This window comes from Polaromonas sp. P1_A2, from assembly GCF_056406895.1.
Genome location: NZ_JBFTZI010000005.1, coordinates 224,124 through 238,284, shown reverse-complemented (window position 1 = coordinate 238,284; position 14,161 = coordinate 224,124). Strand labels below are relative to the sequence as shown.

At 66.0% G+C, this 14,161-nt stretch carries 12 protein-coding genes; 4 read left to right on the top strand and 8 right to left on the bottom strand.

Annotation, left to right across the window (positions count from 1 at the left end; genetic code table 11):
- The first annotated feature begins 13 nt into the window (after window positions 1-13).
- Window positions 14-370: a DOPA 4,5-dioxygenase family protein gene (locus tag AC1D09_RS19695; protein ID WP_477664002.1), complete on the top strand. Its 357-nt coding sequence runs from the start codon at window positions 14-16 to the stop codon at window positions 368-370.
- On the opposite strand, the gene AC1D09_RS19690 is transcribed toward AC1D09_RS19695, so the two are convergent.
- The 8 genes from AC1D09_RS19690 to AC1D09_RS19655 all read right to left on the bottom strand — a co-directional run bounded on the left by AC1D09_RS19690 (window position 360) and on the right by AC1D09_RS19655 (window position 9,451).
- Window positions 360-1,430 carry an acyltransferase family protein gene (locus AC1D09_RS19690; RefSeq protein WP_477664003.1) on the bottom strand — a complete coding sequence of 357 codons (1,071 nt, stop codon included), beginning with the start codon at window positions 1,428-1,430 and terminating at the stop codon, window positions 360-362. The two genes, AC1D09_RS19695 and AC1D09_RS19690, sit on opposite strands and share 11 nt — an antisense overlap.
- Window positions 1,431-1,448: 18 nt before the next feature.
- Window positions 1,449-2,411: an NAD(P)H-dependent flavin oxidoreductase gene (locus AC1D09_RS19685; RefSeq protein WP_477664004.1), complete on the bottom strand. Its 963-nt coding sequence runs from the start codon at window positions 2,409-2,411 to the stop codon at window positions 1,449-1,451.
- Window positions 2,412-2,489: 78 nt separating this feature from the next.
- The gene (locus tag AC1D09_RS19680) at window positions 2,490-4,280 is read right to left on the bottom strand and encodes an acyl-CoA dehydrogenase (protein WP_477664005.1); all 1,791 of its coding nucleotides are present in this window, start codon (window positions 4,278-4,280) and stop codon (window positions 2,490-2,492) included.
- 133 nt (window positions 4,281-4,413) lie between these two features.
- Window positions 4,414-5,346, bottom strand: coding sequence for an electron transfer flavoprotein subunit alpha/FixB family protein (locus AC1D09_RS19675; RefSeq protein ID WP_477701188.1), 933 nt, complete (start codon window positions 5,344-5,346; stop codon window positions 4,414-4,416).
- An 11-nt stretch (window positions 5,347-5,357) separates the two neighbouring features.
- Window positions 5,358-6,107, bottom strand: a complete 750-nt coding sequence (locus tag AC1D09_RS19670) for an electron transfer flavoprotein subunit beta/FixA family protein (RefSeq protein ID WP_413331111.1) — start codon at window positions 6,105-6,107, stop codon at window positions 5,358-5,360.
- A 274-nt stretch (window positions 6,108-6,381) separates the two neighbouring features.
- Window positions 6,382-7,698 carry a mechanosensitive ion channel family protein gene (locus AC1D09_RS19665; protein ID WP_477664652.1) on the bottom strand — a complete coding sequence of 439 codons (1,317 nt, stop codon included), beginning with the start codon at window positions 7,696-7,698 and terminating at the stop codon, window positions 6,382-6,384.
- The gene (locus AC1D09_RS19660; protein WP_477664653.1) at window positions 7,683-8,486 is read right to left on the bottom strand and encodes an enoyl-CoA hydratase; all 804 of its coding nucleotides are present in this window, start codon (window positions 8,484-8,486) and stop codon (window positions 7,683-7,685) included. The genes AC1D09_RS19665 and AC1D09_RS19660 overlap by 16 nt, the downstream gene beginning before the upstream one ends.
- 11 nt (window positions 8,487-8,497) lie before the next feature.
- Window positions 8,498-9,451: a histone deacetylase family protein gene (locus AC1D09_RS19655; protein WP_477664654.1), complete on the bottom strand. Its 954-nt coding sequence runs from the start codon at window positions 9,449-9,451 to the stop codon at window positions 8,498-8,500.
- A 51-nt stretch (window positions 9,452-9,502) separates the two neighbouring features.
- Between AC1D09_RS19655 and AC1D09_RS19650 the strand changes: the two genes are divergently transcribed.
- From AC1D09_RS19650 to AC1D09_RS19640, 3 genes are all read left to right on the top strand, one after another.
- The gene (locus AC1D09_RS19650) at window positions 9,503-10,423 is read left to right on the top strand and encodes an AAA family ATPase (protein WP_477701187.1); all 921 of its coding nucleotides are present in this window, start codon (window positions 9,503-9,505) and stop codon (window positions 10,421-10,423) included.
- A gap of 28 nt (window positions 10,424-10,451) precedes the next feature.
- Window positions 10,452-11,471: a DUF58 domain-containing protein gene (locus tag AC1D09_RS19645; RefSeq protein WP_477664656.1), complete on the top strand. Its 1,020-nt coding sequence runs from the start codon at window positions 10,452-10,454 to the stop codon at window positions 11,469-11,471.
- A 655-nt stretch (window positions 11,472-12,126) separates the two neighbouring features.
- The gene (locus AC1D09_RS19640; protein ID WP_477701186.1) at window positions 12,127-14,154 is read left to right on the top strand and encodes a transglutaminase TgpA family protein; all 2,028 of its coding nucleotides are present in this window, start codon (window positions 12,127-12,129) and stop codon (window positions 14,152-14,154) included.
- The last annotated feature ends 7 nt before the right edge of the window (window positions 14,155-14,161 follow it).

Here is a 14,161-nt window from a genome sequence, read left to right as displayed (position 1 = left end):
ATAATGAGCACCCATGCCCGATACCATTCAGCGCCCCCGGAACATCCACAGCCACTACCACGCCCACATCTACTTCGGACCGGACACCGTGGAGCAGGCACGCGCCCTGGCAAGCCGGGCCGGTGAGTTGTTCCATGTGGGTGTGGGCCGCGTGCATGAGCGCGAAGTGGGGCCGCACCCGCGCTGGAGCTGCCAGCTCTCGTTCGACAGTGCGGAGTTCGACCGCATCATCCCCTGGCTGGAGAGCGAGCGCCAAGGCCTGGATGTGTTTGTGCACGGGGTTACGGGCGACGACCTCGCGGACCACACCACGCATGCCTCATGGCTGGGCGAGCCGGCCGAGCTGAAGCTGGAGATGTTCAGGCGCTGAGCTTGCGCGCCGGGGTAAACGGCAGGGGCACTGACTCCACCCAGCGGTACAGCGCCTGCCCCGCGAGCAAGGACAGCGCGAACGCCAGCAGCATGCCCAGCGCATTCGCGGCCAGTTGCGTGGGCCAGAAGTGGCTGACCATGGCATTGACCAGCAGGCACACCGGGAAGTGGATCAGGAACACCGAGTACGAGATACGGCCCAAGTGCACGAGTGAGCGCTTCTGCAGCCAGCGCAACGGCCAGTCATCTTGCGGCACGCGGCTGAGCCACACCAGGACCAGTGCAGTCACCACCGCCACCACCAGCCGCCCCCGGAAGTCCAGCGCCAGGGCCAGCGCGCCCAGGACGGCGATGGCAGCCAGCCAGAATCCGCGGCGCGCACCCGCCTCGCGCGAGGCCCAGAAAGCCAGCATGCCCAGCGCATAGGCGCCGAAGAAATACAGCGCGGTGATGTCAAAAGACGGTTGCCGGTTGAACACCAGCAAGGACAGCAGCGCGATCAGCAAGACGGCCATGGCGCCCGCCGACACCGCCATGCTGGCGCGCAAGCGCCGCGAGGCGGCAAACACCAGCACGGCCATCGCATACAGCTGCAGGTCCATCGCCACATACCAGACACCGGCCGACAGCGACTCCTGGCCCAGCAGGTCCTGCAGCAGCAGGCCATGGGCCAGCAACTGGAGCAGCGTGGGCGCCGCGGGCACCGAAGAATGGTCAAACCAGGGCCTGAGCAGTGCGGCCACCAGCACGCTGGCGGCCAGCGCCACCAGATAGGGCTTCACCAGGCGGCCATAACGGCGCAGGATCAACGGCCCGGCGGACTCAAAGACGGCCGTGCCCTTTGGCGCCAGCGATGCGGCGGCCAGGAAGCCACCCACCACCAGGAAGAGCTGCACCGCCATGCGGCCGTAGTCATAAAGCCAGTCCATGAGCCCGGGTGCATAGCCATACACCACGTCCGACATGGGCCCGTAAAAAGCCAGGTGGTGCCAGACGATGAGCACGCAGGCCAGGCCTTTGAGGGCATCAAGGCCCTGAAGGCGCTGGGGTGTCGTCATACAGTCGCTGCCAGCCTGCTAGGCGCAGACACGCTCACGCGCGGCAAAGTATTCGCGCTTGAGCTGCTCCACAAAGGCCGCGGCGCTTTGCACCTTGCTGACGGCGCCTATGCCCTGGCCGCAGCCCCAGATGTCTTTCCAGGCCTTGGACTTGCTGCCTTCGCCGCCGCTGAAGTTCATGGTCTTGACGTCGCCCTCGGGCAGGTTTTCGGGGTCCATGCCGGCCGCGCGTATCGAGGGCGCGAGGTAGTTGCCGTGCACGCCGGTGAACAGGCTGCTGTAGACGATGTCGTCGGAGCTGCCGTCGACGATGGCCTGCTTGTAAGCGTCGGCGGCGCGCGCTTCGTCGGTGGCGATAAAAGCCGAGCCTATGTAGGCAAAGTCGGCGCCCATGGCCTGCGCGGCCAGCACCGCGCCGCCGGTGGAGATCGCGCCCGACAGCGCCAGCGGGCCGTCGAACCACTGGCGGATTTCCTGGATCAGCGCGAAGGGGCTTTTGACACCCGCATGGCCGCCCGCGCCGGCGGCCACGGCCACCAGGCCGTCCGCGCCTTTTTCAATCGCCTTGCGCGCGAACTTGTTGTTGATGATGTCGTGCAGCACCACGCCGCCGTAGCTGTGCGCGGCCGCGTTGATGTCCTCGCGCGCGCCCAGGCTGGTGATGTAGATGGGCACCTTGTACTTCACGCACAGTTCCATGTCGTGCTCCAGCCTGTCGTTGGACTTGTGCACGATCTGGTTGATGGCAAAGGGCGCGGCCGGCTTGTCGGGGTTGGCCTTGTTGTGGGCGGCCAGCCCTTCGGTGATTTCAGCGAGCCACTCATCGAGCTGCGATGCCGGGCGCGCATTGAGCGCGGGCATGGCGCCCACCACGCCGGCCTTGCATTGCGCGATGACCAGCTTGGGGTTGCTGATGATGAAGAGCGGCGAGCCGATGATGGGCAAGGGCAGCTGGTTCAATGCGCCGGGCAGTCTGGACATGGTGGCTCCGTGGGTATCAAAGCAAAGACAGGGGGATTCAGGAAAACAGGCTGCCGCCAATGAGTGGCGGCCGCCCCGTCAGAACGCGTCCAGCGCCAGCGCGGTCACGCTGTCCGCACCTTCGACAATGCTGTCGCGCAGGCCGGGGGCCTTGGTCAGCAGGTGGTCGGCGTAAAAACGCGCGGTGGTGACCTTGGCCTGCATGAAGGCCACGTCGGTTCCCTGCGCGATCTGCTCCTGCGCGACCAGCAGCGAACGCGCCATCTGCCAGCCGGCGACCACATTGCCCGCCAGCATCAGGTAGGGCACGCTGCCCGCGAACACGGCATTGGGGCTGGCCTTGGTGTTGCCGGCCACAAAGTCGACCACATCGACAAAGGCTTCACGCGCGGCCTTCAGGCGCTTGGCCACGGCCACGGCATCCGCATTGCCCTGCTTCACAAGTTGTTTTTCGGTGGCCTCGATCTGGCCGGCGATGGCCTTGGCCACCTGGCCACCGTCGCGCGAGGTCTTGCGGCCTATCAGGTCGTTGGCCTGGATGGCGGTCGTGCCCTCGTAAATCGTCAGGATCTTGGCGTCGCGGTAATACTGGGCCGCGCCGGTTTCCTCGATAAAGCCCATGCCGCCGTGCACCTGCACGCCCAGCGAAGTGACTTCCAGGCTCATCTCGGTGCTGTAGCCCTTGACCAGCGGCACCATGAATTCATAAAAGGCCTGGTTCTGTTTGCGCACCTCGGCATCGGGATGGTGGTGGGCCGCGTCGTAAGCGGCGGCGGCCACGGAAGCCATGGCGCGGCAGCCTTCGGTGTAGGCACGCATGGTCATCAGCATGCGCTTGACGTCGGGGTGGTGAATGATGGGCGCGCTGGCCTTGATGGAGCCGTCGACGGGCCGGCTCTGCACGCGGTCTTTCGAAAAAGCCACGGCCTTCTGGTAAGCGCGCTCGGCAATCGCGATGCCCTGCATGCCGACGGCATAACGCGCCGAGTTCATCATGATGAACATGTATTCGAGGCCGCGGTTTTCCTCGCCGACGATGTAGCCTACAGCGCCGCCATGGTCGCCGTACTGCAGCACGGCGGTGGGCGAGGCCTTGATGCCCATCTTGTGTTCGATGCTCACGCAGTGCACGTCGTTGCGCGCGCCCAGGGCGCCGTCCTTGCCGACCATGAACTTGGGCACGACAAACAGGCTGATGCCCTTGACGCCTTCGGGCGCACCCGTCACGCGGGCCAGCACCAGGTGCACGATGTTCTCGGCCATGTCGTGTTCACCGTAGGTGATGAAGATCTTGGTGCCGAAAATCTTGTAGGTACCGTCGGGCTGCGGCTCGGCACGGCTGCGCACCATGGCCAGGTCCGACCCGGCCTGCGGCTCGGTCAGGTTCATGGTGCCTGTCCACTGGCCGCTCACGAGTTTTTCGAGGTAGACCGCCTTGAGCTCATCGGAGCCGGCCGTCAGCAGCGCCTCGATGGCGCCGTCGCTGAGCAGCGGGCACAGCGCGAAGCTCATGTTGGCCGAATTGAGCATTTCACCGCAGGCCGCGCCTATGGTCTTGGGCAGGCCCTGGCCGCCGAAATCGGCCGGGTGCTGCAGGCCCTGCCAGCCGCCTTGGACGTATTGCCTGAACGCTTCCTTGAAGCCCGGCGTGGTGGTGACTTCACCGTTCTTCCAGCTCGAGGGGTTGATGTCGCCGTCACGGTTCAGCGGCGCGAGCACGCCTTCGTTGAATTTGGCGCATTCCTCGAGCACCGCCTGCGCGGTGTCCAGGCCGGCTTCCTCAAAGCCCGGGATTTTTGCGATCTGTTCGATATTGGCCAGGTGCTGGATATCAAACAGCATGTCCTTGACGGGGGCGGTGTAGCTCATTTTTGTCTCCGGGGTACTTACTCCTTCCCCCTCTGGGGGAAGGTTGGGATGGGGGCCTGCGGCCATGGCAAAAGCGCTTGCTCAATCGCAGCCGGCCCCCACCCCTGCCCTCCCCCAAAGGGGGAGGGAGTTTTTACAGTGCCGCAACCAGCTCAGGCACAGCCGTGAACAGGTCGGCTTCCAGGCCGTAGTCGGCCACGCTGAAGATGGGCGCTTCGGGGTCCTTGTTGATCGCCACGATGACCTTGCTGTCCTTCATGCCGGCCAGGTGCTGGATCGCGCCGCTGATGCCGGCGGCGATGTAGAGCTGCGGCGCCACGATCTTGCCGGTCTGGCCCACCTGCCAGTCGTTGGGGGCGTAACCCGCATCGACGGCGGCACGAGAGGCGCCGAGTGCCGCGCCCAGCTTGTCGGCCAGCGGCGTGAGCACTTCGCTGAACTTCTCGCTGGAGCCCAGCGCGCGCCCGCCCGAGACGATGATCTTGGCGGCCGTCAGCTCGGGGCGGTCGCTCTTGGCGATCTCCGAACCCAGGAAGCTCGACTTGCCGCTGTCGGCCACGCCGGCCGGCGTTTCAGTCGCGGCCGAGCCACCGCTGGCGGCTGCCGCGTCAAAGCCCGTGGTGCGCACGGTGATGACTTTGGTCGCGTCCAGGCTTTGCACGATGGCAATCGCGTTGCCGGCGTAAATCGGGCGCTCGAAGGTGTCTGCGGCATCAACCTTGGTGATGTCGGAGATCTGGCCCACGTCCAGCGTCGCGGCCACGCGCGGGGCGATGTTCTTGCCCGAGGCGGTGGCCGGAAACAGGATGTGCGAGTAGTTGCCGGCAATGGCCACCACCTGGGCGGCCATGTTCTCGGCCAGGCCGTGGGCGAAGTGCTCGCCTTCGACGTGGATGACCTTGGCCACGCCGGCAATCGCGGCGGCGGCCTTGGCGGCGGCTTCGGCGCCCTTGCCGGCCACCAGCACGTGGACCTCACCGCCGCACTGGGCGGCAGCCGTCACGGTGTTGAGGGTCGCTGGCTTGATGCTGGCGTTGTCGTGTTCAGCAATAACGAGTGCGGTCATGTCATCGGTCCTTAAATTACTTTGGCTTCATTCTTGAGCTTGTCCACCAGGGCGGCCACGTCGGCCACCTTGACGCCGGCGCTGCGCTTGGGCGGCTCGCTGACCTTCAGGGTCTTGATGCGCGGCTTGACGTCGACACCGAGGTCTTCGGGCTTGAGGCTGTCGAGCTGCTTTTTCTTGGCCTTCATGATGTTGGGCAGGGTGACGTAGCGCGGCTCGTTGAGGCGCAGGTCGGTGGTGATGATGGCCGGCAGCGTGAGCGAGAGGGTTTCCAGGCCGCCGTCGACTTCGCGCGTGACCTTGGCGGTGCCGCCTTCGACTTCGACCTTGGAGGCAAAGGTGGCCTGGGGCCAGCCCAGCAGCGCGGCCAGCATCTGGCCGGTCTGGTTGCAGTCGTCGTCGATGGCCTGCTTGCCCAGGATGACGAGCTGGGGTTGTTCTTTCTCGACCAGGGCCTTGAGCAGCTTGGCCACGGCCAGGGGCTGCAGCTCCTCGGCGGTTTCGACCAGGATGGCGCGGTCGGCGCCTATGGCCATGGCGGTGCGCAGGGTTTCCTGGCACTGGGCGACGCCGCAGCTGACGGCGATGACTTCGGTGACCACGCCTTTTTCTTTCAGGCGGGTAGCCTCTTCGACGGCGATCTCGTCAAACGGGTTCATGCTCATCTTGACGTTGGCGATGTCGACACCGCTGCCATCGGATTTGACGCGGACTTTCACGTTGTAGTCGACTACACGTTTGACGGGGACCAAGACCTTCATGACAGGGCTCCAGAGTTGTTGATTGGCGGATATGACGTATCGATTGACGTTGACGTAAACGTAAGCTTTGCATTCTATGCTGCGGCATGCCGGGTGCGGGCTGCGTGGACGGCGGCCTGAGGGTATCCAGGGGTGCCGGGCAGAAAAAGAACGGTCGTTCTATTTTTCATTATAGAGGGAGGGACAGGGGGAATTAGAGCATCCTGCCCAACCGTTGTCCTAAAGGTGTCTTTCAGGCGTCAATTGGGTACCGGCCGGGGGACGGCGCGCCGGCTCAGGAGGGCTTGGCGGGGTTCTTTTCGTCCGCCACGACGCGGGTGTGCACCACGCGCTGCGGATAGGGAATGTCGATGTTGTGCGCGCGCAGGGATTCCAGGATGGACAGGTTGATACGGGAGCGCAGGTTTTGCTGGCCGTTTTCCGGGTCCGCCATCCAGTAGTTGAGCGTGAACTCCAGCCCGTCAGGGCCGAAGTTCGTCAGGTTGGTGCCGGGCCCCGGGTCGCGCAGCACGCGGTCCTGCTTGAGTGCCGCCTCGTTCAACAAGCGCATCACCAGTTCCACGTCGCTGTCGTAGCCCACCGAGACCACGGTGGACTGGAGCACCTGCGGGTCGCTCAGCGACAGGTTTTCGATGCGGGTGCTGATGAACATCTCGTTGGGCACGATGGACTCGCGCCCCGAGGGCGCGCGCACCACGGTGTAGCGCGCGTTGATGTCGGTGATACGGCCCTCGAAGGTGTCCACCCGCACGTTGTCACCTATGCGCACGCTGCGCTCGGCCAGCATGACAAAGCCGCTCACGTAGTTGGCGGCCAGTTTCTGCAAGCCGAAACCCACGCCCACGCCAACCGCACCGCCCAGCACCGACAGCGCCGTGAGGTCTATGCCCACCGAGGACAGCGCCAGCAGCAGGCCGACAAACATCAGCACGGCGCGCACCGCATTGGCCACCGCCTTGCGCAGGGACAACTCGTTGCCGGTGGCCGATCGCAGCAGGCGCGCCTCTATGGCCGAGGAGATCCACAGCGTGATCAACAGCACCACGCCGGCCGTCACCGCGCCTTCGAGCATGGTGCGCACCGACAGGTTGCTGTTGCCTATCTTCCACTTGATGCCGTCGAGCTCATCGAGCACCACGGGCAGCAGGCCGCTGACCCACAGCACCATGGCGATCCAGGCCAGCCAGGAAATCGTGCGCTCCAGCGCGCGCACCAGCGGCGCGTCCTTGAAGGCCACCTGCAGCACCTTGACGCCAAGGCGTATTGCGGCCAGTGACACCAGCACGGGAATCGCCACCTTGAAGAGCGCCAGCGGGAACAGGCGCTCCAGCAAGGCCTGGGCCGCGTAAGCCAGGAACAGCAGCAGCAGCGGAAACAGCACGCCGTCGATCACGCGGCGCCCGAACAGGATGGAAGTGTTGTCGACCGCCATGCGCGCGCGGCCCGCCACGCGCACCACCAGCCAGGCCAGCATCGCGCAGGCCACCAGCGCGGCGAGCTCCGTCAGGGCCGTGGGCTGGGTCAGCGCGGCAAACCAGGCGTCCAGGCTGTCGATACGGGCGGGGGGACGGGTCGTTACGGCGCCGGCCATTGGGGTTTCCTTTTCTCGATGAAGGCTTGCACGCCCTCCTGTGCAACGGCATGGGCCATGTTGCGGGCCATGGACTGGCCCGCGAGCTGGTAGGCGGCCTCTATGCCGGTTTCACGTTGTTGATAGAACAGCGCCTTGCCCATGGCCAGCGCCTCGCGCGGCTTGGACAGCAGCGACTGCAGCAATTTCTCGATCTCGGCGTCCAGCGCCTCAAGCGGCACGACGCGGTTGACCAGCCCGCGGGCACGCGCTTCATCAGCCGTGATGAACTCGCCGGTCAGCAGCATTTCCATGGCCTGCTTGGCCGGCATGTTGCGCACCAGCGGCACACTGGGCGTGGCGCAAAAGAGGCCTACATCAATGCCATTGACGCCGAAGCTCGCGCCCTCGGCCGCCACGGCCAGGTCGCACTGCGCCACCAGCTGGCAGCCGGCCGCGGTGGCCAGGCCCTGTACCCGCGCGATCACCGGCACCGGCAGCTTCTGGATGCCCAGCATCATGCGCGTGCACTGGGCAAACAGCTTCTGGTAATAGGCCAGATCAGGCTGCGCGCGCATTTCCTTGAGGTTGTGGCCGGCGCAAAAGGCCTTGCCCTCGGCCGCAATGACCAGCGCGCGTGCCGAGCCGTCAGCGGCGATGGCATCAAGCGCGGCCTGCAGCGCGGCCAGCACGTCCTCGCCCAGGGTGTTGAAAGTGTTCGGGCGGTTCAGCACCAGGCGGTGCACGCCGCGCACGTCCTGGCTGTGCAGCACGGGGGCCGAAAGGCCGGCGGCGGATGCGGCGCTCATCAACAAAACTCCTACAGGTCGGCCAGCACGCGGATGTGGGCCTCCACGCTGCGCGCCAGTGCGTTCAGGTTGTAGCCGCCTTCGAGCGAGGAGACGATGCGGCCCAGCGCATGGCGCCTGGCGACATCCTTGATGCGCTGGGTGATCCAGGCGTAGTCCTGCTCGACCAGGCCCATCTGGCCCAGGTCATCGTCGCGGTGGGCGTCGAAGCCGGCGCTGATAAAAATCATCTCGGGCCTGAATTCCTCCAGGCGCGGTATCCACATCATCTCGATCAGCTCGCGCACGTCCATACCCTTGGTATAGGCCGGCACCGGCAGATTGAGCATATTGCCGGCGTGGCCCTCGGTGCCGCTGTAGGGATAGAGCGGATGCTGGAAGAAGCTCACCATCAGTACGCGCTCGTCGCCGCTCAGGATGTCCTCGGTGCCGTTGCCGTGGTGCACGTCGAAGTCGACGATCGCCACGCGCTTCAAGCCGTGGCGCTCCAGCGCATAGCGGGCGGCGATGGCGATGTTGTTGAAAAAGCAGAAACCCATGGCCTTGTCGTGGCAGGCATGGTGGCCGGGCGGGCGCACGGCGCAAAACGCGTTTTCGAGTTCGCCCGACAGCACCGCATCGGTGGCGGCCAGCGCGGCGCCGGCGGCGCGCAAGGCGGCGTTCCAGGTGTGCACATTGAGGGCGGTGTCGGGGTCTATCTGGGCATAGGCCGGCCCGCCCGCCTTGATGTCGTCGGCCAGCCGGTCGCTCAGGCCGCGCAGCGCCGCCACCATCATGCGGTCGTGCGCGAGCTCGATGTCGCCCAGGGCCGCCCGCGGCGCCTCGCGGGTGTCCAGCGCGTCCTTGACGCCGGTCGCCAGCAGCCAGTCGTCGATGGCATCGAGCCGCTCGGGGCATTCCGGGTGCCCGGCGCCCATTTCGTGCCTGCGGCAGTCGGGATGGCTGAAATAACCAGTCGCGTTCATCGGGAAATCATCGGCAAATGTTTTACGAAAAATTACGGTATGGTTGGCGGCATGAATGCCACAGAAAAACTCCAAGCGCTCCTGAATCAGCTTAACACGGTCATTGTCGGCAAACCGGCCCAGGTGCAGGACTGCGTGGCCTGTCTGCTGGCCGGCGGCCACCTGCTGATCGAGGACGTTCCCGGCGTCGGCAAGACCACGCTGGCCCACGCGCTGTCGCGCTCCTTCGGCCTGCAATTCTCGCGGGTGCAGTTCACCGCCGACCTGATGCCCAGCGACCTGTCGGGCGTGTCGATTTACGAGCGGCAAAAGGAAAGTTTTGTGTTCCACCCCGGGCCGGTGTTCGCCCAGGTGCTGCTGGCTGACGAGATCAACCGCGCCAGCCCCAAGACCCAGAGCGCCCTGCTGGAAGCCATGGAAGAAAAACAGGTCACGGTCGAAGGCGAGACCCGCCCCCTGCCCCTGCCCTTTTTTGTGATCGCCACGCAAAACCCGCACGACCAGCTCGGCACCTACGCCCTGCCCGAATCGCAGCTGGACCGCTTTCACATGCGGATTTCCCTGGGCTACCCCGACCGCGCCGCCGAGCGCGAGCTGCTGCGCGGCGCCGACCGGCGCGAGATGGTCGAGCAGCTGCCGGCCCTGCTGGCGCCGCACGACCTGCTGGAGCTGCAGCAGCTGGTGGCCAATGTCCACGCCTCGGAAGCCCTGCTCAACTACCTGCAGGACCTGGTCGCCGCCACACGCTCCGGCCGCTGGTTTCTGCAGGGCCTGAGCCCGCGTGCCGGCATCGCCATCATGCGGGCCGCCAGGGCCCAGGCCTTTTTGAGCAAACGCGACTACGTGGCGCCCGACGACATCGCCGCCGTGCTGCCGCAGACCGCGGCGCACCGGCTGATTCCCGTCAGCGACGCGGGCCGCGGCGCGGTGGAGCAGGTGCGCGCCATGCTGGACGCCGTGCCCCTGCCCTGAACACGAGCCGAGCGAAACCGCTTTTCCCATGGCCGCGCTGATCGCCCTCCCCAATCCCGCGGCCCTTGTCCGCGCCCGCTTCCAGGCCTGGTGGCTCAGCAGGCTGTCCTTCACCGACAGCGTGACCCTGACCCAGGGCAACGTGTACATCCTTCCCACCCGCCCGGGCTGGATGATGGGCGTCACCCTGCTGGTGCTGCTGGTGGCCTCCATCAATTACCAGTTGAGCCTGGGCTACCTGCTGACCTTTTTGCTCGCCGGTAGCGCGCTGGTCGGCATGCATGTCTGCCACGGCACGCTGCGCGGCCTGTCCATGAACCTCGCCGCGCCGCATGCCCAGTACGTGGGGACCACCGCCGCCTTTGAGGTCAAGCTGACCAACACCCGGCGCTCCACGCGCCATGGCATAGGCCTGAGCGTGCTCAACCCGCAGGACGTGGACACCGAAAAAGGCCGCGAACGGCACTGGGCCTGGACCGACGTGCCCGCGCAGGGCAGCAGCACGGTGCAGGTGGCGTTCACCCCGCGGCGGCGCGGGCTGCACAGGCTGCCCACGCTGACCGCCGAAACCCGCTTTCCGCTGGGCACTTTTCGCGTCTGGACCATCTGGCGGCCCGCCGCGCAGGTCCTGGTCTATCCCGCCCCCGAAGCCCACCCGCCGCCCCTGCCGCCCGGCGAACCGCGCTCCGGCGGCGCCGCCGCCGCCCTGCGCGCGCAAAGCAGCGGCGAATTCGACGGCGTGCGCGGCTACCGCCGCGGCGACCCGATGAAACTGGTGATCTGGAAAAAAGCCGCCAAAGACGACGGCCAAGGCAACAGCCTGGTGGTGCGCGACACCCAGCAGGCCCAGCGGCACGAGCTCTGGCTGGATTTCGCCCAGGCCGGCTCGGCCGGCGCCGAACAGAAACTCTCCAGGCTGTGTGCGTGGGTTCTATTGGCTGACAAGCTGTCGCTGGACTATGGGTTGCGTTTGCCCTCTCTGGAGGTCAAGCCTGGCAGTGGGGAGGCACACAAGCGGCTGTGCCTGGAGGCGCTGGCGGTATGTTGAGGATTTCTGTTTCTGCGTCTTCCCGACGGGTGGGCTCTTTGCTGAGACCGCTGGCCGGGTCTCGCCCCGGCGGGCGAGGCACTTTTCTTTGCTTCGCCAAAGAAAAGTACCCAAAAGAAAGGCGACCCTGGTTCCTGCGTCCCTCCGCTTCGCTGCGGGCAACCTGCGGTGCTCGGTCCAGCCGGGGTCAAAAACAACTCGCTTCGCTCAAACAAGTTTTTGCCCTTATCCGTCTGGCCCTGCGCTCCTCGGCGCATCCACAAGGGGCAGTCAGGAGCGGGGACAAATACCAACAAGGACACGCCACGGCGTGTCCTTGTGGTTCTCGGGATTCGGGTTTCTATCTTCGGCTGTTTGGTCTTCCTATCCCCACCCCCTTGTGTATGCGCCGAGGAGCGGAGGTTCAGGCGGATCAGGGATCGCGTTGTCTGAGCGAAGCGCAGCGTAGCGAGTTTAGCGAGACCCCGCCTGAACCGAGCACCGCAGGTTGCCCCGGAGCGAAGCGCAGGGGACGCAGACACCAGGGTCGCCTTTTCTTTGCTTACTTTCTTTTGGCGAAGCAAAAGAAAGTGAGTTGCCGCCGGGCAACCCCGGCCAGCAAGCCTATGCAACGGGCAAGAGCGCGCAAGCCGGAGCAAGACCCGGCGGAGACATCATGCTGAGCCGCCTCCAATCCCTTCCTCGCGACGCCCGCGACACCCTCTTCCTGCTGGCGGTCATCGCCTGGGTATTGCTGCCGCAAGTGAACGAACTCCCCCTCTGGTGCAGCGCCGTGGCCGGCGCGGTACTGCTGTGGCGCGGCTGGCTGGCCGTGAAGGCGCGGCCGCTGCCGGGCAAGCGATGGCTGCTGCTGTTGATGGTGCTCACCCTGGCCGCGACCTGGCTCACGCACCGCACGCTGCTGGGACGCGACGCGGGGGTGACGCTGCTGGTGGTGTTGCTGACCCTCAAGACGCTGGAACTTCGCGCCAAGCGCGATGCCTTTGTGATTTTTTTCCTCGGCTTTTTTTGCATGCTGAGCAACTTCTTTTACTCGCAGTCCCTGCTGACGGCCTTCAGCATGCTGCTGGGCCTGCTGGGTTTGCTGACCATGCTGGTCAATGCGCACATGCCGGTGGGCAGGCCGCCGCTGTCGCAGGCCGCCAAAACCGCCGGCTGGATGGCCCTGCTGGGCACGCCCATCATGCTGGTGCTGTTCCTGCTGTTCCCGCGGCTGGCGCCCCTGTGGGGTGTGCCCAGCGACACGCCGGCCGGGCGCAGCGGCCTGAGTTCCAGCATGCAGGTCGGCACCATCGCCAGCCTGGCGCTGGACGAAAGCGTGGCCCTGCGCATCAAGTTTGATGGCGCGCCGCCGCGCAAGCAGGACATGTACTTTCGCGGCCCGGTGCTGGCCAGCTTCGACGGGCGTGAATGGCGGCCCTCGCGGCTGAACACTTCCGCGCGCTACGGCGTGACGGCCGACCTTGCCGTCTCCGGCACGCCGGTCAGCTACGAGGTCACGATGGAGCCCACCAACCGGCCCTGGCTGTTCGTGATGGAAGCGGCGGCCGAAAGCCCCGCGCTGCCGTCAGGCTTCCAGGGCGTAATGCAGCCCGACCTGCAATGGCTGGCGAACCGTCCCGTCACCGACCTGCTTCGCTACAAGGCCCAGAGCTACCCAAGCTTTCAGCACGGCCCGCTGCAAAGCGTGCCGGGCCTGCAGGAGTTCATCGACCTGCCGTCCGGCTCCAACCCGCGCACGCGGGCCCTTGCCAGCGAGATACGCAACACGCCCCGCCTGGCGCGCGCCGGCACCGCGGCGCTCGTGGAAGAGGTCATGAACCGCCTGCGCACGGGCGGCTACAGCTACACGCTGGAGCCCGGGGTTTACGGCCAGCACAGCGCCGACGAATTCTGGTTCGACCGCAAGCAGGGTTTTTGTGAACACATCGCCTCGGCCTTTGTCATCCTGATGCGCGCCATGGACGTCCCCGCGCGCATCGTCACCGGCTACCAGGGCGGCGAGCTCAATACCCTGGATGGCTTCTGGGTGGTACGCCAGAGCAGCGCCCATGCCTGGGCCGAAGTCTGGGAAGCCGGCCGCGGCTGGGTGCGCGTGGACCCGACCTCAGTGGTCGCCCCCTCGCGCATCGGCGAATTTGAACGGCTGGTGGTGCCACAAGGCGCGGTGGCGCGGGCACTCGGTGCGTTCAGCCCGACGCTCATGACCCAGTTGCGCCTGTTTTGGGAAGCGGCCAATAACAACTGGAACCAATGGGTGCTCAACTACACCCAGGGCAGCCAGCTCAACCTGCTGAAAAACCTCGGCTTTGAATCGCCGAGCTGGGAAGACCTCAGCTACATCCTGATCGCCATCCTGGTGGCGGCCGCGCTGCTGGGCGCGGGCTGGAGCTGGTGGGACCGCAGCCAGCACGACCCCTGGGTGCGCTTGCTCATGCGTGCGCGCCACCGCCTGGACAAGGCCGGCATTCCCAGCACACCGGCCACCTCGCCGCGCCAGCTCGCCCAGGAGGTGCTGGCCCGCTACGGCCGACAGCCGGGCAGCGCCGCGCAGGCCCTGGCCGACTGGCTGCTGCGCCTGGAGCAGCAGCGCTACGCAGCCGTGCCGGCCGGCGCGGGCAAAGCGGCCCCGCAACTGCATGCGCTCAAGCAAGAGTTCAGCCGCCTGAGCTGGCCTGCTTAAAATCGGG